Origin of the sequence: Chryseobacterium aurantiacum (assembly GCF_003020585.1) — a bacterium.
In the GTDB taxonomy this organism is placed as follows: Bacteria; Bacteroidota; Bacteroidia; order Flavobacteriales; family Weeksellaceae; genus Chryseobacterium; species Chryseobacterium aurantiacum.
In genome coordinates this window covers 201,528-224,262 of the sequence record NZ_PXUE01000001.1, presented here as the reverse complement: position 1 = coordinate 224,262, position 22,735 = coordinate 201,528, and the positions used below count along the sequence as shown (strand labels likewise).

Annotated in this window: 18 protein-coding genes; all 18 read right to left on the bottom strand. The window is 36.5% G+C overall.

The genetic code is table 11. The annotated features are described in order from the left end of the window. Nucleotides 1-59 precede the first annotated feature (59 nt). Nucleotides 60-1,343, bottom strand: coding sequence for an alkaline phosphatase family protein (locus C7D53_RS01000; protein WP_106914554.1), 1,284 nt, complete (start codon nucleotides 1,341-1,343; stop codon nucleotides 60-62). A gap of 94 nt (nucleotides 1,344-1,437) precedes the next feature. Then, the gene (locus tag C7D53_RS00995; RefSeq protein WP_106914553.1) at nucleotides 1,438-2,280 is read right to left on the bottom strand and encodes a GNAT family N-acetyltransferase; all 843 of its coding nucleotides are present in this window, start codon (nucleotides 2,278-2,280) and stop codon (nucleotides 1,438-1,440) included. A gap of 292 nt (nucleotides 2,281-2,572) precedes the next feature. Then, nucleotides 2,573-3,319, bottom strand: a complete 747-nt coding sequence (locus C7D53_RS00990) for a T9SS type A sorting domain-containing protein (RefSeq protein WP_106914552.1) — start codon at nucleotides 3,317-3,319, stop codon at nucleotides 2,573-2,575. A 1-nt stretch (nucleotide 3,320) separates the two neighbouring features. Continuing rightward, a complete protein-coding gene (locus C7D53_RS00985) occupies nucleotides 3,321-3,845 on the bottom strand; it encodes an ankyrin repeat domain-containing protein (RefSeq protein WP_106914551.1) in 525 nt (174 codons plus the stop codon). Beyond that, entirely contained in the window at nucleotides 3,845-4,387 is a 543-nt protein-coding gene (locus tag C7D53_RS00980) for a YceI family protein (RefSeq protein ID WP_106914550.1), read from the bottom strand. The genes C7D53_RS00985 and C7D53_RS00980 overlap by 1 nt, the downstream gene beginning before the upstream one ends. Before the next feature lie 11 nt (nucleotides 4,388-4,398). Next, nucleotides 4,399-4,746, bottom strand: coding sequence for a hypothetical protein (locus C7D53_RS00975; protein WP_106914549.1), 348 nt, complete (start codon nucleotides 4,744-4,746; stop codon nucleotides 4,399-4,401). Nucleotides 4,747-4,748: 2 nt separating this feature from the next. Continuing rightward, nucleotides 4,749-5,591 (bottom strand): DUF5777 family beta-barrel protein, encoded by an 843-nt coding sequence (locus C7D53_RS00970; RefSeq protein ID WP_106914548.1) that lies wholly within the window; start codon nucleotides 5,589-5,591, stop codon nucleotides 4,749-4,751. Nucleotides 5,592-5,716: 125 nt separating this feature from the next. Beyond that, a complete protein-coding gene (locus tag C7D53_RS00965; protein WP_106915533.1) occupies nucleotides 5,717-6,367 on the bottom strand; it encodes a Crp/Fnr family transcriptional regulator in 651 nt (216 codons plus the stop codon). Nucleotides 6,368-6,560: 193 nt separating this feature from the next. After that, complete coding sequence (locus tag C7D53_RS00960) at nucleotides 6,561-6,866, bottom strand: DUF3467 domain-containing protein (RefSeq protein WP_002976436.1); 306 nt, start codon at nucleotides 6,864-6,866, stop codon at nucleotides 6,561-6,563. An 87-nt stretch (nucleotides 6,867-6,953) separates the two neighbouring features. Next, nucleotides 6,954-11,219 (bottom strand): DNA-directed RNA polymerase subunit beta', encoded by a 4,266-nt coding sequence (gene rpoC, locus C7D53_RS00955; protein WP_106914547.1) that lies wholly within the window; start codon nucleotides 11,217-11,219, stop codon nucleotides 6,954-6,956. A gap of 83 nt (nucleotides 11,220-11,302) precedes the next feature. Further along, nucleotides 11,303-15,124, bottom strand: a complete 3,822-nt coding sequence (gene rpoB, locus C7D53_RS00950; protein WP_106914546.1) for a DNA-directed RNA polymerase subunit beta — start codon at nucleotides 15,122-15,124, stop codon at nucleotides 11,303-11,305. A gap of 456 nt (nucleotides 15,125-15,580) precedes the next feature. Beyond that, nucleotides 15,581-18,181 (bottom strand): T9SS type A sorting domain-containing protein, encoded by a 2,601-nt coding sequence (locus C7D53_RS00945; RefSeq protein ID WP_106914545.1) that lies wholly within the window; start codon nucleotides 18,179-18,181, stop codon nucleotides 15,581-15,583. Between the two features lie 36 nt (nucleotides 18,182-18,217). Continuing rightward, nucleotides 18,218-19,345 (bottom strand): hypothetical protein, encoded by a 1,128-nt coding sequence (locus C7D53_RS00940; protein WP_162926047.1) that lies wholly within the window; start codon nucleotides 19,343-19,345, stop codon nucleotides 18,218-18,220. Between the two features lie 118 nt (nucleotides 19,346-19,463). Beyond that, nucleotides 19,464-19,958, bottom strand: coding sequence for a hypothetical protein (locus C7D53_RS00935; protein ID WP_106914543.1), 495 nt, complete (start codon nucleotides 19,956-19,958; stop codon nucleotides 19,464-19,466). Between the two features lie 274 nt (nucleotides 19,959-20,232). Beyond that, on the bottom strand, nucleotides 20,233-20,598 hold the full coding sequence (rplL, locus tag C7D53_RS00930; protein ID WP_047493581.1) for a 50S ribosomal protein L7/L12: 366 nt from the start codon (nucleotides 20,596-20,598) through the stop codon (nucleotides 20,233-20,235). 46 nt (nucleotides 20,599-20,644) lie between these two features. Continuing rightward, the gene (rplJ, locus tag C7D53_RS00925) at nucleotides 20,645-21,229 is read right to left on the bottom strand and encodes a 50S ribosomal protein L10 (protein ID WP_076354936.1); all 585 of its coding nucleotides are present in this window, start codon (nucleotides 21,227-21,229) and stop codon (nucleotides 20,645-20,647) included. A 17-nt stretch (nucleotides 21,230-21,246) separates the two neighbouring features. After that, a complete protein-coding gene (gene rplA, locus C7D53_RS00920; protein WP_002976422.1) occupies nucleotides 21,247-21,939 on the bottom strand; it encodes a 50S ribosomal protein L1 in 693 nt (230 codons plus the stop codon). 11 nt (nucleotides 21,940-21,950) lie between these two features. After that, nucleotides 21,951-22,397 (bottom strand): 50S ribosomal protein L11, encoded by a 447-nt coding sequence (gene rplK, locus C7D53_RS00915; RefSeq protein WP_034723381.1) that lies wholly within the window; start codon nucleotides 22,395-22,397, stop codon nucleotides 21,951-21,953. Nucleotides 22,398-22,735: the final 338 nt, after the last annotated feature.

Genomic DNA, 22,735 nt, shown 5'->3' with positions numbered 1-22,735 from the left:
CAACATAAGCTTCGGCGCACCAAAGGTGCGCCGAAGCTTATGTTGTAGAGATTATTATATTATTTTTTTTCTTTTAATGTTTCTTTCAACACCTTTATTTTTCCGTCAATAGGCTGGTCAATTTTTAATCCTAAAATTTCAGCGACCAAAGGATAAACATTAATATTGGTAAATTCATCAATGACCAGATTATTTTTAAATTCCGGGCCCCATGCATAGAATGTGGCTTTCATTTCAGGAACTAATCTAGGATTGTATCCATGTTTTCCTACTGATGTTTTTTTCCCTTTTTCAAGGAAGATCTTTGGAGCTTTCGGAATCAGGAGAATCTGCCCAATTCTGTTGTACTGATCATCTCTAGTTGCAAAATGCAGATATTTTGGAAGCTTTTTATCTAAATAAACTTCATAGTCATCTGTTTTATTCTTTTTTAATTCTTTATAAACAGATTTTACCTCATCCTTATTTTTAACATATACTCTTAAAAGGGTCTGAGAGTTGTAAAAATCAAACCTGTTTTTATCAAAAAGCAGAGTCGGAATTTCCAATGGAGTCCCCCCATCTACCTTAATCATACCATGATCGGAAACAAAAATAAAGTTGACATTTTTCAATCCTAAATCATTTACTTTCTGAACTAAATTTCCTATTGCCCCATCAATCAGGTGAACAGCAGTTTCTGTTTCCTTGGCATCAGGTCCGTAATGATGTCCGCTTCCATCCACTTCAGGAAAATATAGGGAAATAAAATGGGGTCTTTTGTCTTCAGGCAATTTCAGCCAGTTGACCACTTTTTCTATTTTTTCGGAGGGGGTAAATTTTTCGTGATAAGGATAATAATACGATGGTCTCATTCCACCTGCATCACTGGCAGAGCCTACCCACATTAATGAAGCAGAAACCATTCCTTGTTTTTCGGCTAATCCCCAAAGCGGAGTTCCGCCATACCAACTTCCGTCTTCTGCATTTTTTTTATTGCTCATGGCATAAGCTTCCTTTCTCTTATAATCATAGAAAAAGTTATCAATTAAACCGTGATGTGATGGATAAAGCCCGGTGATCAGACTCCAGTGATTGGGAAAAGTAATACTTGGGTAGCTCGGAATCATTGCTTCAGCCCTTACTCCGCTATTGGAGAACTTCAAGAGGTTTTCAGCATTATATTTTTTAGCATAATCATATCGGAAACCATCTGTAGAAATCATGATAACATATGGTTTGGACTGGGTTTCCGTACTATTCTGTCTTTCCGGAACGACTACCTGAGCCGTATCAATATTTACTTGTTGAGCAAAAGCCGTTAAGGAAATAAACAGCAGTAAAAAATGTATTCCTCGCTTCATTATTAAAATTTTCGACAAAGTTACATTCTCTACTGCACCCTGAAAAGTTTAAAAGATTAAAAGTATATTAAAACCTGTTATTTTTGAGTTGTAATCAGATTTCTCTTTTCATTTCAAATTGTGAAACCTTGTTTTCAAGACCTATTTTATTTAGAAAAATACGTGTGCCTTCGGAAATTTCATCTACGTTATTTAGAGATACTGTCTGCCCGTTGATATTACTTTTAATAGCTTCAAAAAGTGTGGTACCAATACTCTGTTTTCTATAGTTTTTATCAACTGCAACCTGATATATTTTCCTTACTTTAGAATTATAAACAGCATATCCTACAAGCCTTTCGCCCTTAAAAGCTCCCAGAACCGTACAATCTTTTTTCATGTCTTTAAGTACAAAAGCTGATCCCTGCCATGATGGTTCAATATCCCAGAATGAACAGAATGTTTCCCATTGAAAACCTGTCAATTCTTTAATTACAATCTCTGGGTTATCCTTCATTGGATTAATATTTCCATTAAAGCAAAGTAATCTTCTGACGATGGTAAATCCAAGATTTTCATATGCCCTGATAGCCTTTTGATTCTCATCAATGACTTCCAGAACCAAAGTATTAATATTTTTTTCCTTTAAAACCGGTATTATAAAATCATACATTTTTCTTACCAAGCCCTTTCCTCTACCCTCAGGAACAACTCCGGTTCCGGCATTGTAAGCCATTCCCTCTCCGTTCTCCATTTTTTCTGCCTGAAGAATAAACCCTATCAGCTTTTCATTTTCAAATGCTCCTACTGATAAACTTAGGTCAATTTTTTCAGTAGCTATTTTAAAATTTAACAATTCCCTTGTCAGATGAAAGGGAACTACATAATCTGAAAAAGAAAGGTTGAACACTGATAAAAGTTCTTCTACATCTAAATTCTTTAAGGTTTTAAACTCCATTGATCTTTATTTAAAAAATTATTCATTTGCAATTACCACTCCCTATCAATATCTTCTTTCCAATCGTAGGGCATAAGTATTTTAAAGTTACAGAAGCACGGTTTGTAATGGATTCAAATTCACTTTTCCAAAAGTAATTTTCATGGGTATCCGGCTCCTACACAAATATACAAAAACTCAATCAATCCCTTTAGAATTAAGCATTTTAGAGGTTTTATCAAAATCTGAAAATAATCAATACCCCTGAAAAAACAGAGGCATTATTCTAAATATTTCGATTGTGTTCTTTTACTTATTCTTTAATCAATTTTTCATAGGATAAGGTTCCGTCTTTCAATTTGATTTCAAAATAATAAATTCCTGATTTCAGGTCTTCAACATTCATATTTTGCTGATCAGACTGTAATGACTTTACTTTTCTGCCGGTAGCTTCATAGACATCAATAGATTTTATTTTGTCAAAATTATTAAAGCTTATACTTGTCTTGGCCGGATTGGGATAAAAATTAACTTTCTTGCCAGAAGCAGTAATTTCATTTGTAGATAAAGTGCTGGCAGTCATTGTTAAAGTTGCATACCCTCTTCCTGCATCATGATATCCTATGCCGGTACCTGTTTTTCTTGCATAAAAGATATTGATTGCTCCTGCTGCATTGGAAATAGCAAAGTCTCCTGCACTTCCGGATAGAGATCTTGTAGCAACTACAGTTCTTGTGCTTCCGGATACTGTATTGGAAGTTTCTGTCCAATCTTGTGACGGGTCAATGGTGGGCGGCATCATAGGACCTGGAAATGTATAATCTCTGTTGGAAGAGGAGTTATATATAAATCCATCGGAACCCGTAGCCATCCCTACGCTTCCAAAACCAATTCCAAGCATTGAATTACTGTCTCCTGTCACTGTAATTGTTGCTCCTGTAGGGGTAGTGTCTAATTTCACCGTCATGGTAGTAGCCGAAAGGGGTACTGTTCCCGATGAAAACTGGGCCCAGGCAAAATTGGCAAGGACCATACTGACTGTTAGTAAAAGTTTTTTCATATCAATTTTTTAAAAGGCTAATGATTTCTTTGTTGTCTGTTTTCAAAGCATATTCAAAAGGGGTTACCCCCATTGAGTCTTTTATTGATTTATCTGCTTTGTATTTAAGCAGCAGTTCAACCAATTCTTTGTTTCCTAGCTTTACTGCCCAAAAAAGGGGTGTAGAGCCTGTGTCATCTGCAATATTGGGATTGGCGTTTTTATTCAATAAGCTTTCCACCAATTTTTTGTTATACTTTACTGAAAGGCCGGCCAACGCTGTTCCCTCCCGGCTTTTATAGTTTACATCTTTTACATGATCTATCAAAAATTCGCCAACATCTACATTTCCTCTATAACAGGCCAAAATAAGGGGTGAGAAACCTCCTTCATTGGTTTGATTGATAATGTCCGGGTTCTGTTTCATCAGTTCTTTCACTTCGGATACTGTTCCGCTTCTGGCAACATCAAATATTGACTTCACTTTTTCCTGAGCAAAGAACAGGGAACTCAAAAATAGGCCTACCACTAAAATCAGGTTTCTCATTACTTTATCAAGATATAGTTATACTCAACATTAACATTTTCTGCAATTTTCTTAGTAACCATTTTAGGAATCGTTACTTTATAATCTACAGGTTTTGCTACAAAATTTCCCTGCATATAGATTTTTCCGTCTTTTGTATAAATGGCTGCTGTAGAGACCACGGCCTTATCTACTCCATGAAAGTTTAATGTTCCCTGAACGGTATATTTCTGAGGGCTGGCTGTAATTTTCGTTTTATCAAAACCTGCAATTTTTCCTTTAAAGGTAGCTTTCGGATATTTCGAGGTTTCTGCATAACTTTCATTGAAGTGCTCTTCCATTAATTTGGTTTTAAAGCGAAAATTTTTAACTGCGGAAACAGAAGCCATCTCTCCATTATCGGCATTGAGGATCACAAGATTATTATCATCCTGTGCATAAATATCTTCAAACAAAGGAACTGAGGCTTCAAAAATTATTTTACCTGTTTTGGAACTGTATTTCTGTGCAGATGCGTAACCCGCAAAAAGTAAGGAAACGCTAAGTAGTGCTATTTTTTTCATATCAAATCTTTTTAATTTTCCGTTAATCCGTCTGCTTTCCATTTGATGAAGACATTGATTTGTGTTGCAGACAATGAGCCGCCTTTGGGCATTCTTTGTGGATCACCATTTGGCCTTTGAATTCTGTCCAAGATTCCATCTATATTATTTTTCACCTGATCATAAGTAACCAAAGGTTTAAAGCTTCCTGCGGAATGACATCCATTGCAGCTGTTATCCATAATTGGCTTTATATCTGATGTATAATTTACAGGCAATATAACAGGAGTATTGTCTGAAATTTCTTCGTAGGTTCTGCTTTCACAAGCAATGGTTGCTAATGCAGATGACAGGGTAAGTAGGTATATTATCTTTTTCATATTTAAAAAACTCTATAAAGGTTAAATCCAAAGAAAATATGTCCTTTTCCCCAGTTTCCAGAAGCATTCGTAAGATACCCGATATCTGAATTGAGCTGGGAGTTCGTGAATAAAAGCTGGAAAATATGTCCGCCGGTTTCTATATCCACGCCTAATGATAATGGATTTTTATAGAAACTGTGATTGTCGAAATTCACAAAATATTCTGCATTTACAGAAACTCTTTTTGAAATTTTATAGCGTCCTCCTATGCCGGCTAAAAATTGATTTTTATCTTCAATAGTTAGTTCGTAGAGATTTTTATGAACATATGATGGGGTAAGCTGCAATGAAAATTTATCGCTAAATCTTCTGGAAATTAAAGCTTGGGTAAGGTAAGAAAGTCTGTCACTGAACCTTAAATGTGGATAGGCATCCTTATCGAGATCTGTATTGGCCCCCATTACATGATATCCCAGAATATCCACAGGGAAGTTTTCATTTTGCTTTACCAATCTGTATTTAACTCCGCCCTCAAAGGTTTTCATGTTGGTTTCCCGTGACAGGCTTACGGAAACGGCGTCAGTAACACCATATATAACCCCCAGTTTAGTAGAAGCATTATCTAGTCCGAAAAAATTTTTGAACCCTGTACTCACATCACCAAACCGGTGTGCTACCACCATGTACCATTCTTTTTTGGCGGCAAGTTTTGTGGATTGCCCTGTAACAATCTGCAATGCCTTAAAGGCAGGTTGTGAGGATTCTGTATGGGTTGTAATGGTATCAATATCTTTCAGCAGATCTTCCTGTGCAAAGGCAAAAACTGATGAAAATACTGATAAAAATAAGAAAGCTTTTGTCATATACAATTTGTATTAAATTATGATATAACAAAACTATAGAGTTATTAATTCAAATACATGTGATAAAAGTCACCAAGAAGATCGTTTTTATCAATCATAAAACAAAAACTTTCAAACAATTTTAATTAGATCAATCTAACTTTTTCATTTACAATGACTTTTATGCCTTCTTTTGTTTGTGAAATATCGCCATCACTTTCTATTTTTTTTAATACCCTGCTTACCACTTCTCTGGAAGTACCAAGATTATTGGCAATTTCGCGATGTGTTATTTTGATGGGATTGTTTCCGGTGATAGAAATTTGCTGCTTGATGTAATTCAGTACCCTTTTATCCAGCCTGTGGAAAACGGCATCATTTACCATACCCATAACTTCTGAGAAACGCTTGTCATATTCGCGATAAAACAATTTATTGATCTCAGGAAATCTGATCAGCCAATCGTGCATTATGGAAACAGGTATTAGTAAGGCTTCTGAGTCCTCTTCAGCAATGGCATATACCCTGCTTACGTAATCCGTAAAAATAGATGAAAAGGTCATAAGACAGCTGTCATTTTCTTTGATGTAGTAGTAGATCAACTCTCTTCCATCGTTGAGTGTAAAAACTTTTATAGATCCTTTAACCAGAAAGGGAACATATTTATTTTTCTGGCCTTCTCTTATTATTTCAGTCTTTGCTTTTATATCTGTAATAACGGCATGCTGCTGAAGTGCGTTTAAAAAATCACTTCCTAAAAAACCAAATTTACTTAGGATGAATGAACTATTAACCATATCAATATTTTCTACTTTTTCTAAAAACAAATATATAAAAATGAAATATCGATATGGTATTTTTTTATTTTATTAAATATTATTAACAATTCAATAAATAATTTAACTTTTTAAAAGAATCATTGCTATTTTAGGCAGCCAAAAAAAATACCCCGGTAAAACCGAGGTATTCTATTTTATTGTAAGAGAAATCTTAAGCTTGTACGTTGTTTCCTCCTAATACGAAAGGCTCAACTTCTTTAATTTCTCCGAACTGTTGCTCGTAGTTAGCGATGTTCTGTTGAAGAGCGTTTAATACTCTTTTAGCGTGAAGTGGAGCAAGAATTACTCTTGATCTTACTTTAGCTTGCTGAACACCTGGCATCAACTGAATAAAGTCTACTACAAATTCAGATGGAGAGTGGTTTACTAAAGCTAGGTTAGCATAGATACCAGCAGCTACCATTTCGTTTAATTCGATGTTGATGTTTCCGTCTTGTGGATTTTGATTGTTGTCCATTGTTATAAATTATGTTTTTAAAATTCGAAATTTGAGATTGTGAAAATATAAAAATAAATTCAAATCCCAAATTTCAAATCATTAATTTTAGTTAAGGTCTTCGAATTCTTTCTTAGAACCTACGATAACATTCTGATACTCTTTAAGACCTGTACCTGCAGGAATTCTGTGACCTACAATTACATTTTCTTTAAGACCACCAAGAGAGTCAACTTTACCAGCAACTGCTGCTTCATTAAGAACCTTAGTTGTTTCCTGGAATGATGCTGCAGACATGAATGACTTAGTTTGAAGTGCTGCTCTTGTAATACCTTGTAATACAGGAGTTGCAGTAGCAGGAAGTGCTTCTCTTACTTCTACTAAAGCCTGATCTTCACGCTTCAACTTAGAGTTTTCGTCTCTTAATTCTCTTGCAGTGATCATCTGACCTGGTTTAAATTCTTTAGAATCACCAGCTTCAGTAACTACTTTAAGACCGAATACTCTGTTGTTTTCTTCCAAGAAGTCATACTTATGTTCAAGAGCGCCTTCAAGGAATTGAGTATCACCTCCATCTACGATAGATACTTTTGTCATCATCTGTCTTACGATGATTTCGAAGTGTTTGTCGTCGATTTTTACCCCTTGTAGACGGTAAACTTCCTGAATTTCGTTTACTAAGTATTCCTGAACCGCAGTTGGGCCTTTAATTCTTAGGATATCGTCCGGTGTAATAGAACCGTCAGAAAGTGGAGAACCTGCTCTTACGAAGTCATTCTCCTGAACCAAGATCTGGTTAGAAAGTTTTACTAAGTAAATTTTTCTTTCTCCAGTTTTAGCTTCAACAATAAGTTCACGGTTACCTCTCTTAATTTTTCCGTAAGAAACTACCCCGTCGATTTCAGTAACAACCGCTGGGTTTGAAGGGTTTCTTGCTTCGAATAATTCGGTAACTCTCGGAAGACCTCCGGTGATATCCCCTGCTTTTGCAGATTTTCTTGGGATCTTGATTAGGACTTTACCAGCCTTAATTTTTTCACCATCGTTTACCATTAAGTGGGCTCCTACCGGTAAGTTGTAAGCTTTTTGCTCAACACCTTTAGAGTCTACCACCTTCAGGGTAGGTACGGCTTTCTTATTTCTAGATTCAGAGATTACTTTCTCTTCAAATCCTGTTTGTTCGTCAATTTCAAGTTGGAATGAAATACCCTGGATGATATCCTCGTATTCTACCTTACCTGAAGTTTCAGCAATGATAACCGCGTTATATGGATCCCATCTACAGATTGTATCTCCTTTCTTCACTTTATCACCTGGTTTTACAGCTAATATAGATCCGTAAGGTACGTTAGCTACCATTAATGGAGTTCTAGACTCATTATCAGCAACTAATCTAAATTCTGTTGAACGAGAAACTACAACCTCAGCTGTATTACCGTTTTCATCTTCAGAAGTAATTGTTCTTACTTCGTCCATTTCAACGATACCATCTCTTCTAGCTACAATGGATGGGTTTTCAGAAACGTTACCTGCAGTACCACCTTGGTGGAAAGTTCTCAACGTAAGCTGAGTACCTGGTTCCCCAATTGATTGTGCTGCAATTACACCTACTGCTTCACCCATGTGAATCACTTTACCTGTTGCTAAGTTTCTACCGTAACATTTCGCACAGATACCTTTCTTAGCTTCACAAGTTAATGGTGAACGAACCTCCACAGCTTCTAATCCTGCTTCTTCGATTCTCTTCGCCAATGATTCAATGATCACCTGATCTGCGCTAGCAATAAGCTCGTCACTTTCAGGATCGTAGATATTATGAAGGGATACTCTACCTAAGATTCTTTCAGAGATTCTTTCAACGATCTCGTCATTTTTCTTAAGTGCAGTAACTTCTGTACCTCTTAGTGTTCCACAGTCATCTTCTGTAACGATAACGTCCTGTGCAACGTCTACCAATCTTCTCGTTAAGTAACCAGCATCGGCTGTCTTAAGAGCGGTATCCGCAAGACCCTTACGAGCACCGTGGGTAGAGATAAAGTACTCTAGAATCGAAAGACCTTCCTTAAAGTTTGCAAGGATCGGGTTTTCGATGATCTCCGCTCCGGTAGAACCGGCTTTTTGCGGTTTTGCCATCAAACCTCTCATCCCTGATAACTGACGGATCTGTTCTTTAGAACCCCTCGCTCCAGAGTCAAGCATCATATATACAGAGTTGAAACCACCTTGGTCAGTTTTCATTCTGCTCATGATCATTTCAGTTAATCCTGCGTTGGTGTTTGTCCAAACGTCGATTACCTGGTTATAACGTTCTGTATCGGTAATTAGACCCATGTTATAGTTAGCTCTAATTTCGTCTACAGTTTCAATTGAAGTAGCAATCATCTGTTTTTTCTCAACAGGAACTACAATATCCCCAAGTGAGAATGAAAGACCTCCTTTAAATGCATTTGAATATCCTAAATCTTTCATTGCATCAAGGAACTTCACAGTTGTAGGGAAATCTGTATCAGCAAGGATCTTACCGATAACGTTTCTCAATGATTTCTTAGTAAGAAGTTCATTGATATATCCTACCTGCTTAGGTACAATCTGGTTAAATAAAATTCTACCTACAGAAGTTTCGATTAATCTTGTTACGATTACACCATCTTCTTTGATAGGAAGTCTACATCTTACTTTAGCATTTAAAGATACTCTACCTTCTGCATAAGCGATTTCCGCTTCTTCAGGAGAATAGAATGCAAGACCTTCTCCTTTCACTTTCATATCTTCTGTAGAGCTCAATTCTTTAGTCATGAAATAAAGACCAAGAACCATGTCCTGAGAAGGTACTGTAATTGGAGAACCGTTGGCAGGGTTCAAGATGTTTTGAGAACCTAGCATTAATAACTGAGCTTCAAGGATTGCTTCTGGTCCTAACGGTAAGTGTACCGCCATCTGGTCACCATCGAAATCGGCGTTGAATGCTGTTGTTACTAACGGGTGTAGCTGGATTGCCTTACCTTCGATCATCTTAGGTTGGAAAGCCTGAATACCCAATCTGTGAAGCGTAGGTGCTCTGTTCAGTAGAACAGGGTGACCTTTCATCACGTTTTCAAGGATATCATAAACTACTGGTTCTTTTCTATCAATAATTCTCTTTGCAGATTTTACTGTTTTTACAATTCCTCTTTCAATTAGTTTTCTAATGATGAATGGTTTGTAAAGTTCAGCTGCCATATCTTTAGGAATACCACATTCGTGAAGCTGTAAGTTTGGACCTACAACAATTACCGAACGCGCAGAGTAATCTACCCTTTTCCCTAGTAAGTTCTGACGGAAACGACCTTGCTTACCTTTCAATGAATCAGAAAGTGATTTCAATGGTCTGTTTGATTCAGATTTTACTGCAGAAGATTTTCTTGTGTTATCGAATAATGAATCTACTGATTCCTGAAGCATACGCTTCTCGTTTCTCAAGATTACTTCAGGAGCTTTGATCTCCAATAATCTCTTCAAACGGTTATTTCTGATAATAACTCTTCTATAAAGGTCATTTAAGTCAGAAGTTGCGAAACGTCCTCCATCCAATGGAACTAATGGTCTTAGTTCTGGTGGTATAACAGGAAGTACACGCATGATCATCCACTCTGGTCTGTTGATCATTCTTGTATTAGCACCTCTTAATGCTTCTACAACGTTCAATCTTTTTAGAGCTTCAGTTCTTCTTTGCTTAGAACCTTCATTGTGAGCTTTGTGTCTCAAGTCGAAAGACAATGCATCAAGATCGATTCTTTTTAATAGATCTTCTACCGCTTCAGCACCCATTCTGGCGATGAATTTGTTTGGATCAGAATCATCAAGATACTGGTTTTCTACAGGAAGAGTCTCCATGATATCAAGATACTCTTCTTCTGTAAGGAATTCCATATTTTCAAAATCAGAACCGTCTAATTTCTTAGCAATACCTTGTTGAATCACTACATATCTTTCGTAGTAGATGATCATATCTAATTTCTTAGAAGGAATTCCTAGAAGGTAACCGATTTTGTTTGGTAAAGAACGGAAATACCAGATGTGAGCGATAGGAACTACAAGATTAATGTGTCCGATTCTCTCTCTTCTTACTTTTTTCTCAGTAACTTCTACTCCACAACGGTCACAAACGATCCCTTTGTAACGAATTCTCTTGTATTTACCACAAGCACATTCGTAATCCTTTACAGGACCAAAAATTTTCTCACAGAATAATCCGTCTCTTTCCGGTTTGTGAGTTCTGTAGTTAATAGTTTCCGGTTTTAAAACTTCCCCTCTTGAGTCTTGTAAAATAGACTCCGGTGAAGCTAAACCGATGGTTATTTTATTAAATCTACTTGATTTATTTTTATTTGACATTTTTTAGATTTTAGATTTTGGATTATAAATTTTGGATTATAAAATTTTGAATTGATTCAAAATTTGACATTCAAAATTTAAAATTATTCCTCAAGTCTTACGTCAAGTCCAAGTCCTTGTAACTCGTGAAGTAATACGTTGAATGATTCCGGAATACCTGGTTCAGGCATAGATTCACCCTTAGCAATTGCTTCATAAGTTTTCGCTCTACCAATCACGTCATCTGACTTCACAGTCAAGATTTCTCTCAAGATGTTTGATGCACCGAATGCTTCAAGTGCCCAAACCTCCATCTCTCCGAATCTCTGACCACCGAACTGAGCTTTACCTCCTAACGGCTGCTGAGTAATCAATGAGTAAGGTCCGATAGAACGTGCGTGCATTTTGTCATCAACCATGTGTCCTAGTTTCAACATGTAAATGATACCTACAGTTGCAGCCTGAGTAAATCTTTCTCCGGTACCACCATCATAAAGGTGAGTGTGACCGAATTTAGGAAGACCTGCTTTCTCTGTATATTCAGTAATCTGATCAAGAGTTGCCCCATCAAAAATTGGCGTAGCGAACTTCATACCCAGCTTCTGACCAGCCCATCCAAGAACTGTTTCATAGATCTGACCGATGTTCATACGAGAAGGTACCCCTAGTGGATTCAATACGATATCTACTGGTGTTCCATCTTCTAAGAATGGCATATCTTCTTCACGAACGATTCTTGAAACGATACCTTTGTTACCGTGACGTCCTGCCATTTTATCTCCTACATTCAGTTTACGTTTCTTAGCGATGTAAACTTTAGCTAGCTTCATGATACCTGCAGGAAGTTCATCTCCGATTGAAATTGCGAATTTCTCACGGTTTTTAACTCCTTGGATGTCGTTATATTTGATTTTGTAATTGTGAATTAATTGTTTGATCAATTCATTCTTGTCAGCGTCTACTGTCCAGTCTGCACCACTAACGTTTACATAATCTTCAACTGAAGTTAACAATTTGTGAGTGAACTTCACACCTTTACCGATGATCTCTTCGTCAAGGTCATTTTGTACCCCTTGAGAAGTTTTACCGCTTACCAGTGTATTTAATTTTTCAATTAAAGTGTTTCTCAACTCATCAAACTTAGCCTTATAAGTGTTTTCAATCTCTTCTAGTCTAAGTTTTTCTTCAGTTCTTTTCTTTTTGTCTTTAATGTTTCTAGAGAACAATTTCTTGTTGATAACAACTCCTCTTAATGAAGAGTCAGCTTTTAATGATGCATCTTTTACATCACCAGCTTTATCACCAAAGATTGCTCTAAGAAGTTTTTCTTCAGGAGTCGGGTCAGATTCACCTTTTGGAGTAATTTTACCAATCATGATATCTCCAGGCTTCACTTCAGCACCGATTCTGATCATACCGTTCTCGTCAAGATCTTTAGTAGCTTCTTCAGAAACGTTTGGAATATCTGCTGTAAGTTCTTCCATACCTAATTTGGTATCACGAACTTCAAGAGAGTACTCATCCACGTGGATTGAAGTAAACCAGTCTTCACGTACAACTTTTTCGTTGATTACGATTGCATCCTCAAAGTTGTATCCTTTCCAAGGCATGAACGCTACCACTAAGTTTCTACCAAGAGCTAATTCTCCTTTTTCAGTAGCATAACCGTCGCAAAGTACTTGTCCTTTCTCCACTACGTCACCTACTCTTACGTTTGGTCTTAGTGTGATTGTTGTACTCTGGTTGGTTTTTCTAAACTTAGTAAGTTTGTATGTTTTAGTAGCAGACTCGAATTGTACTAAATCTTCGTCTTCGCTTCTTTCGTATTTAATAGTGATCTTATCAGCATCCACATACTCTACAGTACCTGTACCTTCAGCATTGATCAAAATTCTTGAATCTCTTGCAACTTGCTGCTCAAGCCCAGTACCAACAATTGGAGCCTGTGGCTTCAATAGAGGAACGGCCTGACGCATCATGTTAGATCCCATCAATGCACGGTTCGCATCATCATGCTCAAGGAACGGAATCAATGAAGCAGAGATACCAGAGATCTGGTTTGGTGCAACATCAATAAGGTTAACCTGAGATGGCTCAACTACAGGGTAGTCACCATCTAATCTTGCAATAATTCTGTCTGTTAAGAAGTCTCCATTATCACTCAATTCAACGTTTGCCTGAGCAATTACTTTGTCTTCTTCGTCTTCTGCATTAAGATAAATAGGGTCAGCATTAAGATTAATCTTGCTGTCTTCTACTTTTCTATATGGAGTTTCGATGAAACCTAGTCTGTTGATTTTAGCATAAATACCTAGAGATGAAATCAAACCGATGTTTGGTCCTTCCGGAGTTTCAATCGGACAAATTCTTCCGTAGTGAGTATGGTGAACGTCACGAACCTCGAAACCTGCTCTTTCTCTTGATAAACCACCAGGCCCTAGTGCAGAAAGTCTACGCTTGTGCGTGATTTCTGATAGAGGGTTGGTTTGGTCCATGAACTGAGAAAGCTGGTTGGTACCAAAGAACGAGTTAATTACAGATGTTAAAGTCTTAGCATTTACAAGGTCAAGCGGAGTAAAGATTTCGTTATCTCTAACGTTCATTCTTTCCTTGATTGTTCTTGCAATTCTTGAAAGACCTACCCCGAACTGTCCTGCTAATTGCTCACCAACAGTTTTAATTCTTCTGTTTGATAAGTGGTCAATATCATCAACCTCAGCTTTAGAGTTTACAAGCTCGATTAAGTGTCTTACGATAGCAATGATATCTTCTTTTGTAAGAACCTCAGTTGTAGTTGGGATGTTTAGACCTAACTTTTTGTTCAATCTGTAACGTCCAACTTCACCCAATGAATATCTTTGCTCAGAGAAGAATAATTTTTCAATAATTCCTCTTGCAGTTTCCTCGTCTGGTGGATCTGCATTTCTTAACTGACGATAAATATACTCTACCGCTTCTTTTTCAGAGTTAGTAGGGTCTTTTTGTAATGTATTCTGGATGATAGAGAATTCATTGCTGTTTTCTTTGTGAATCAAGATAGACTTCACACCAGCATCCAAGATAAGATCTAAGTGTTCTTTTTCAAGAATAGTTTCTCTATCTAAGATGATTTCGTTTCTTTCGATAGAAACTACTTCACCTGTATCTTCGTCTACGAAATCTTCGAACCAAGTGTTCAATACTCTCGCAGCCAATGTTCTCCCTTCTACTTTTTTAAGTGCCGCTTTAGAAACTTTCACTTCTTCTGCAAGGTCGAAGATCTGAAGGATATCCTTGTCAGATTCGTAACCGATAGCTCTTAATAAAGTTGTTAATGGTAATTTTTTCTTACGGTCGATATACGCGTACATTACGCTGTTAATATCTGTTGTAAATTCCATCCAAGATCCTTTGAAAGGGATAATTCTTGAATAGTAAAGTTTGGTTCCGTTAGCGTGGTAAGTTTGTCCGAAGAATACACCCGGAGATCTGTGTAACTGAGTTACGATTACACGCTCTGCTCCATTGATAATGAATGAACCAGAAGGAGTCATATAAGGAACCGGACCTAAATATACATCCTGAACCACTGTTTGGAAATCTTCGTGTTCCGGGTCAGTACAATATAATTTAAGTCTTGCTTTTAGAGGAACTGAATAAGTAAGTCCTCTTTCCACACATTCATCGATTGAATAACGTGGAGAATCTACCAGATAGTCCAAGAATTCCAATACGAATTGATTTCTAGAATCTGTAATTGGAAAGTTCTCTTGGAAAGTCTTGTAAAGAGCTTCTGTCTTTCTGGCTTCAGGAAGTGTATCAAGCTGGAAAAATTCTCTGAAAGACTCGATTTGGATATCCAAGAAGTCTGGAGTGATGATTTTTCCTTTCGCTGATGAGAAATTAATTCTCGGATTTCCTTGAGTTGTTGATTTTGTTTTACTCATAAAACTTTTAAGAAAGGGTTAAAAAATATTTTGATTCATTAAAAAATATCAGGAGAGAAAAAGGGAAAAGAGTAATAAAAAAAGAAAAAGAGAAGAAAATTTTGGCGCAATTATCGATCTTTGTTCTTTATTCTATGTTCTTTAGGTCTTTTATCTGATTCCTAACTGCAACACTGGTATATCTTTTCACAGCGTAATGCAAAATACTTTTATTACTTTTGAGGCTATATTACCTGCAATATCCATAAACACGAAACCCCTTTCATGTTTTTACACAATGAAAGAGTTGATTTTCAATATTTTATAAATTTACATACAAATTTTCGCGCCAAAAGAGGTGCAAAGATACAAAATTTCATTCACAAATACAAACAAATACGCTCATTTTGAGATTATTAAAATAAAAAAGACTGCCCATTATTGGACAGCCCTTATTAACATTAAGAATTTTTATATTTATTTTACAATCACCTTATAAGATTTTACCGTAGACTTAGTTTCTATCTTAATAATATAGATGCCTGTAGGCAATGAAGAGGTATTAATACCTGTACGTGCGGTGAATTTATCAGACTTAACTACTTGTCCCTGTGATGAGAACAATGTATAAACTCCTTCTTCCGCCGCTGTAATCATAAGGTTATCCCCTGATTTTACCGGATTAGGAAATACCTTAACATCGTTTGCAACACCCGTTATTTCTGAACTTTTTGTAATTTTCTCAAAATTCATTGATGCATTTTTCAACAATGAGGCATAAGGAGAAAGTGGAGAATTAGGTGATCCTCTCTTCACCAGATCAGTATCTACCACTGCCTGAATACCATCTCTATCCTTATCATCAATCGTAGAAATAAAGCCTCCTCCTGTTGTATCCAGATTACCTTTTCCAATTTGGTACAAGTCAAGATCTGAACCATTGGAAGTAAGATCAAGGAAATCAGGAAGACCGTCTCCGTCTGTATTTTTAATAGGATATTTCAAAGTACCTGAATCCGGATAAGTCTCCAGTACATCAGCTAAACCATTGTTTCCTACCACTACCCCAGCATCTATGACCCCATTATGATCTGCATCAATTTGATTGATTACTGAGGTAGGAATTCCAGATTCGAATAGATCCAGGATTCCGTCATTATCAGAATCCAGGTCACGATAATTTGGAATGGCATCTCCAAGTATAGGCGTAATTAAAATATCTCCTTCCATATCATCATCTTCAAATTTTCCGTTTTTATCAAAATCTTCCATTGAATCCGGAATACCATCATTATCAGAATCAAAATCACAAGCATCAACAATACCATCGCCATCTGTATCTAATGTTGGCGACTTATCATTAACCACCGTACATCCTTCTGCGCAATCCGGAATACCATTTCCGTTATTATCAATGCTGTCATCACCTCCAGGGCAGCGATCAAAGCAATTTGGTGTTCCGTCATTATCATCATCTTTACTTGCAAAGGCATTGTAGATATAGTAGTTCTGAGGAATACGAACAGCGGTTCCGCTATTGAAAGTAATCTTCATACGGTTAAAGGGCTTTGTAGCTTTACCTCCTACATAGAACTTATTTGAGTTGGTAGTAAAGAAGTTTCCGCTGATAAGACTTCCTGAGCTTGTAAAGGTATCTGTAACGGCGTTTCCATTGTACAAGGTCACTGTAATATTTTCCAGAACGCTTACTCCAAGAAGGTTTCCTGCCTTTTCTACTGTAAATCCGGCCATTGTATTGACAGGCAGTATGGAGTTACTGCTTACTGTAGCAAATGCTGAGAAAATACTAAAGATTGATGCCGCAGGAACTGTTGCTGTTGCATAATTGGATGGATTATTATCAACAATAGCCTCTGGATTTGTCATTTTTGCTAAAATAAGTCCCAGAAAACCAGGTCCTGATGTCCAGCTTCCTCCTGTTACCAAGTTTCCGGGGATAGCAGAGCCACTTGTCTGTATTTTATCATCACATTCACATGACAGGGGTTCTTCAAAAGCATAATATACTTTAAGCGCTCCTAAGTTAAACCCTAAAGTCTGGGTAATTTTCAATCTTACTTCATTGAATGGCTTGGTAGTCGTAAGGGTAACTTTTTGTTTTCCGGAACCATAACCAAGAACTTTAATATTGATTAATCCTCCACCATCTGATAATTGTCTTGAATCCTGAAGTTGTCCGAATAAATAAGTTTCAATGGTAATATTTTTTAAGAATTCAGCACTTAAAAGTTTCCCCTGATCATCTGGTTCTATTACAAACCCCGTTCTATTACCAGCAGGATACACCTGATTTTTATCCAAAACTCCCACTGAATAAGATCCTAACAACCCTATTGGAAGAACTACTTTCCCGAAAGAGTTTTTATTTCCGTCTCCAATATTTTCTTTATTCTGAACATAGGAAAGCGGAGCAAGGAAACTACTGCTTCCAGACACATTACCATCTACACCGCTTCCTGCAATGATATCATCACAAATACCATTATTATCCGTAGGTACTTTTGCCGGATCAAATGCAAATGCATAATACACATTCATAGCACTGAAAACAGAAAGAACGTTTGTCTGGTATAGCCTCACTTCATCAAACTCCTTGGTGGTTTTTAAATGTAAGAATATTCTGTTTTTGCTTCCTCCAAATGCGGGCACCGATAAAAGAGTACTGCTGGTAGTTGTTTCCTGAAGAACACCATTTTTATACGTACTGATCCTCAAAGAACTTAGCAGATCAATTGTAATAAAGCTTGTCCCAAGATCAACATTAAATCCGGTGATATATCCTGCCGGATAAGAGGTATTCTTATTCTTCACAGAGATTCCGTTTCCACTTACCAGAGAGGCAAAATTCCCCATACTTACGCTGTTATCTAAGTTAGCATCTACTACCGGATTCATACTTCCGTTGTAACATGCCAGACAAATCCCTGAATTGTTTACAGGTTTTGCTTCTACTCCCATCCCTCGGATAGGTTCATAGCCTTGTTGTGCAAATACTACAGCAGACATTACTAATGTCATGAGCATTGCAGTCAATTTCTCGAATAATTTTTTGGTCATTTTTTTATTTTTAAGGTTTGTGTTTAATTTTTTTTGCTAGAATGTTTTCCATATTGTTCCATTACATCCCTCGTGCGCTTTCGCTGTCGCATTGTAACGGATAGCTCCTTCTTCTTTGCTTGTACATGTATTATTGGATGGAGCGATTCCTTTCATTTGAATAGCTGCTCCGGATGCTGTATCTGCTGTGGGCACCATATTAACTCCAACAATGGCATCAGTCCCGTTTCCTATATTAAAAAAGGCATGAGCTTTATTGGCATATACTGATTGGCCTGCTAATGCTTTTCCTGTAAATCCTATGGCTATGGCCTGCCCTCCTGAAACATCATTTGCAGAACCTATGGCAACGGTATTGGTTACTGCTGTATTTCCGGCTCCCACAATAATACCTCCGTTATTAGTATTACTGTTTCCAAGGGTTAACCCTGTAATTCCTGTTATTGTGTTCAGATTTCCAAAAACTAAATTATTGGCTCCCGATGCATTATTAGAGTTTCCAATAACCTTAGCACCATTATTTGCTGTATTACCTAATCCGATCGCAACTGCAGGAAAATTTCCCTGTGCAGAAACTGTATTATCTTTTCCTAAGGCCACATTGGAAGAAGTACTATTTGTGAGCGTATTATTAGACCCCCATGTGAATGATGCAAAAGTCCCTGATGTAGAATTAGAATTCCCTCCACGCAGGGTTCCGTTTACATCCAAAATTCCTTTTACATTTTTCTGGGTTGCCAGTATCAAATTTTGCCCATCATTGGTTCCTAAATAATTACCGGAGGAAACATCATTTCCCAAGCCAGCAGTGGCAGCTACAGTTCCTGTATTTCCTGTTGTCCGCCAGTCAGAACCTAAGTTGCTCCATTTTGTACCATCAAAATAATAATAGCCGGGCACTACAACATCAACGGTTTGTCCGGTAGGCGTTGTTTCCGCTACAGTTACATATACTATTGCCCCTGTTTGGGCTGTTGTATAGGTCTTGGCTTTCAACTGTACCCCTGTAAGCCTTGGGGCAATAACGCCGTCCAGTTTATTATTATCGGATGGAAAACCTACCACGTCAAGAGAGGCCTGTGGCATCGATACATTAATCCCAACCTGTGCATATATAGAAATACCTGCAGATAAGAATGCTAGTGTGAATAATTTGCTTTTCATTGTAATGATATTTGTTGTTTTTTTTGTGTTTGTTTTATAAAATAGGCAAACCGATAGCTTTCTCATTTAAAATTGTAAATGAAAATATTCATGGCTTAGCCAAAGAGTTGTAAAATTTTTAGAAAATAATTAGAGGAGTAACTGATTTATCCGGAATCTTGATGATACACATAAAGCCATCAATCAATTTGAAAGAATTGAAAGTAAACTTCTTGACTTTTTCAAATGCATCTTTTGTATTTTCACTATCACCTGAGTATTGTTCTTTCCATTTATACTGTATGGAAATAAACTTCATATTCTCAACAGAAAACAGAAAGAAATCTTTGTCATTAATGATTGGAGAATTGTTTTGTAAAGTAGGATGATGAAATTCAGTATATTGAAATGTATCATCATCTTCTGTATGATGATAGGGTTTCACATTCATATTCTTTTGGATTTCTTTATTTTCCGTCAGCTGATATGAACCAGTTTTATTTATATCTGTATAATGCAGCAATTCAGACTTACTGATCGTAACAGATACAAACTGAGTGTTTAGTTTCCCTATAGCCGATATAAGCAATAAGAATGCAATTTGACTATAGGAAAGAAAATAATTTCTATCCAATTATATTGTGTTTTTCTTACTGCAAATATAATAATTTTTCAATAAAAACAATTTTTTAATAAAAAAAACACATACAAAACATAAAATACATGTAATAAATATAAAATATACTCTTAGTTTTTAAGAAATAAATAACAATAATTAAATATTACACAATACAAAGCAAAGATATTTTAATACATATATCAATTAAATGACTGATTTTTAAGGGATAACAACAAAAAAAAGCCCGGGCAAATGCCCGGGCTTCTTATATTTATAATAAAATTGAAAATTATTTCAATTCTACTTCAGCACCAGCTTCTTCTAATTGCTTCTTAAGAGCTTCAGCTTCGTCTTTAGAAACTCCTTGCTTAATTGCAGCTGGAGCACCATCTACGATATCTTTAGCTTCTTTAAGACCAGCACCAGTTAAATCTTTTACTAATTTAACGATAGCTAATTTAGAAGCACCTGCAGACTTAAGAATTACATCGAATTCAGTCTTTTCTTCAGCAGCTTCTCCACCACCTGCAGCAACAACTACAGCAGCAGCAGCTGGCTCAATTCCGTACTCATCCTTAAGGATAGTAGCTAATTCGTTTACGTCTTTTACAGTTAGGTTTACTAGCGTTTCAGCTAAATTTTTTAAATCTGACATTGTTGTAATGTTTTTGTTGATTATTTATTTAATTTTTTGAGTATAATTATTCAGCACTTGTTTCTTCAGTGCTTTCTGCAGCAGCTTCTGGAGCTTCAGCAGGAGTTTCTTCTACAGCAGGAGCAGCTTCTTCAGCTTTAGCTTCTACAGTTTCAGATTTGTTTTGAAGAGCAGAAACAACTCTTTGAATTGGAGATTGAAGTAATCCAATGATTTCTCCGATCATTTCTTCTCTAGACTTGATGTTAGCAAGTGCAGATAAGTTTTCGTCTCCAACGTAGAAAGTTTCTTGAACAAAAGCAGACTTTAAAGCTGGCTTTTCTTCTTTCTTTCTGAACCCTTGGATTAATTTTGCTGGACCGTTTGCAGTCTCAGAAATCATTAATGCAGAGTTTCCTTTAAAAGTTTGGAACATTTCAGAGTAATCTACTCCTTCAATTTGTTCCATTGCTTTTTGTAAAAGTGTATTTTTTACAACTTTTACTTTGATATTTTGTTTGAAAGCCTGTCTTCTGAATTCTGAAGACTTAGCAGCGTTCAATCCGTCTAGATCTGCTACGTATACTACTTTTGCATCCTGAAGCAAGTCTTTGATCTCTTGTATTGCTACAACTTTTTGGTCTTTTGTCATTGTCTTAAGGATTTATATTAGTTAACAGATTTAGTATCAATTGCAATACCAGGGCTCATTGTAGAAGACAAATAAATGCTCTTTACATAAGTTCCTTTAGCAGCAGTTGGCTTCATTTTGATCAATGTCTGGATAAGTTCCTGAGCATTTTCTTTGATCTTAGCAGCATCGAAAGATACTTTACCAATACCAGCATGGATAATACCATACTTATCTACTTTGAAATCAATTTTACCTGCTTTTACTTCAGTTACTGCTTTACCAATTTCCATTGTTACAGTTCCTGATTTAGGGTTAGGCATTAAACCTCTTGGACCTAATACTCTACCTAATGGACCTAATTTACCCATTACAGCTGGCATAGTAACGATAACGTCAACATCTGTCCAACCTTCTTTGATTTTTTGTAAATATTCGTCAAGACCTACATAATCAGCACCAGCAGCTTTAGCTTCTGCTTCTTTATCTGGAGTTACAAGAGCTAATACTTTAACATCTTTACCAGTACCGTGAGGAAGAGATACAACACCTCTTACCATTTGGTTTGCTTTTCTTGGGTCTACACCTAATCTTACAGCGATATCTACTGAAGCATCAAACTTTGTAGTGTTCACTTCTTTTACAAGAGCTGAACCTTCTTCAAGGTTATAGATTCTTCCTTTTTCTACTTTGCTTAAAGCTTCCTTTTGCTTTTTAGTTAATTTTGCCATTTCTTTAGGTTTTAAGCGTTAAAAGTTGGTTTAGTTCCTGTTACTCTTAATCCCATAGATCTAGCAGTACCTGCAACCATAGAAACTGCAGAATCGATTGTAAAGCAGTTAAGGTCAGTCATTTTGTCCTCAGCGATTTTCTTCACTTGATCCCAAGATACAGAACCTACTTTGTTTCTGTTTGGTTCACCAGAACCACCCTTGATCTTAGCCGCATCCATTAACTGGATTGCTGCAGGAGGAGTTTTAATTACGAATTCAAAAGATTTGTCTTCGTATACTGTAATTACTACAGGTAAAACTTGTCCTGGCTTATCTTGAGTTCTTCCGTTAAATTGCTTACAAAACTCCATGATGTTCACACCTGCAGAACCCAATGCTGGACCTACTGGTGGAGAAGGGTTAGCTGCGCCACCTTTCACCTGAAGCTTTACCATTTTAAAGACTTTCTTAGCCATTGTTTGTTTTTTAAATTTGAATAATTAATGAGTTTGGAAGCATTTATTATTCAGCAGGTTATGCACTCACATAACAATAAACCTACTTTTTGGACTGCAAAAGTATAAAATATTTTTGAAACCACAAACGGATAATGCTGATTTTTAAAAAGTTTTGTATTTTTTTTCTTTGTGAATTTTTTTTCCGTTCAAAAATTTATTTAAAGTTTATGCTTGTACTATTGAAAAAATAAATTGACAGTAAGGCTTATAGAGCGTAAGCATTCTCAGCAACATTTATACGAAGAAAAAGAAGAGCAAATACATGCTCTCCTTCTCCCATTGTAATCCTATTTATT

Coding starts and splice junctions, on each gene's coding strand:
- rplA (WP_002976422.1), bottom strand. CDS start 21,939: ATGGCAAAATTAACTAAAAAGCAAAAGGAAGCTTTAAGCAAAGTAGAA.
- C7D53_RS00940 (WP_162926047.1), bottom strand. CDS start 19,345: ATGAAAAGCAAATTATTCACACTAGCATTCTTATCTGCAGGTATTTCT.
- C7D53_RS00985 (WP_106914551.1), bottom strand. CDS start 3,845: ATGAGAAACCTGATTTTAGTGGTAGGCCTATTTTTGAGTTCCCTGTTC.
- C7D53_RS00975 (WP_106914549.1), bottom strand. CDS start 4,746: ATGAAAAAGATAATATACCTACTTACCCTGTCATCTGCATTAGCAACC.
- rplL (WP_047493581.1), bottom strand. CDS start 20,598: ATGTCAGATTTAAAAAATTTAGCTGAAACGCTAGTAAACCTAACTGTA.
- rpoC (WP_106914547.1), bottom strand. CDS start 11,219: ATGTCAAATAAAAATAAATCAAGTAGATTTAATAAAATAACCATCGGT.
- rpoB (WP_106914546.1), bottom strand. CDS start 15,124: ATGAGTAAAACAAAATCAACAACTCAAGGAAATCCGAGAATTAATTTC.
- C7D53_RS00965 (WP_106915533.1), bottom strand. CDS start 6,367: ATGGTTAATAGTTCATTCATCCTAAGTAAATTTGGTTTTTTAGGAAGT.
- C7D53_RS00990 (WP_106914552.1), bottom strand. CDS start 3,319: ATGAAAAAACTTTTACTAACAGTCAGTATGGTCCTTGCCAATTTTGCC.
- rplJ (WP_076354936.1), bottom strand. CDS start 21,229: ATGACAAAAGACCAAAAAGTTGTAGCAATACAAGAGATCAAAGACTTG.
- C7D53_RS01000 (WP_106914554.1), bottom strand. CDS start 1,343: ATGAAGCGAGGAATACATTTTTTACTGCTGTTTATTTCCTTAACGGCT.
- C7D53_RS00995 (WP_106914553.1), bottom strand. CDS start 2,280: ATGGAGTTTAAAACCTTAAAGAATTTAGATGTAGAAGAACTTTTATCA.
- C7D53_RS00960 (WP_002976436.1), bottom strand. CDS start 6,866: ATGGACAACAATCAAAATCCACAAGACGGAAACATCAACATCGAATTA.
- C7D53_RS00970 (WP_106914548.1), bottom strand. CDS start 5,591: ATGACAAAAGCTTTCTTATTTTTATCAGTATTTTCATCAGTTTTTGCC.
- C7D53_RS00980 (WP_106914550.1), bottom strand. CDS start 4,387: ATGAAAAAAATAGCACTACTTAGCGTTTCCTTACTTTTTGCGGGTTAC.
- C7D53_RS00945 (WP_106914545.1), bottom strand. CDS start 18,181: ATGACCAAAAAATTATTCGAGAAATTGACTGCAATGCTCATGACATTA.
- rplK (WP_034723381.1), bottom strand. CDS start 22,397: ATGGCTAAGAAAGTCTTTAAAATGGTAAAGCTTCAGGTGAAAGGTGGC.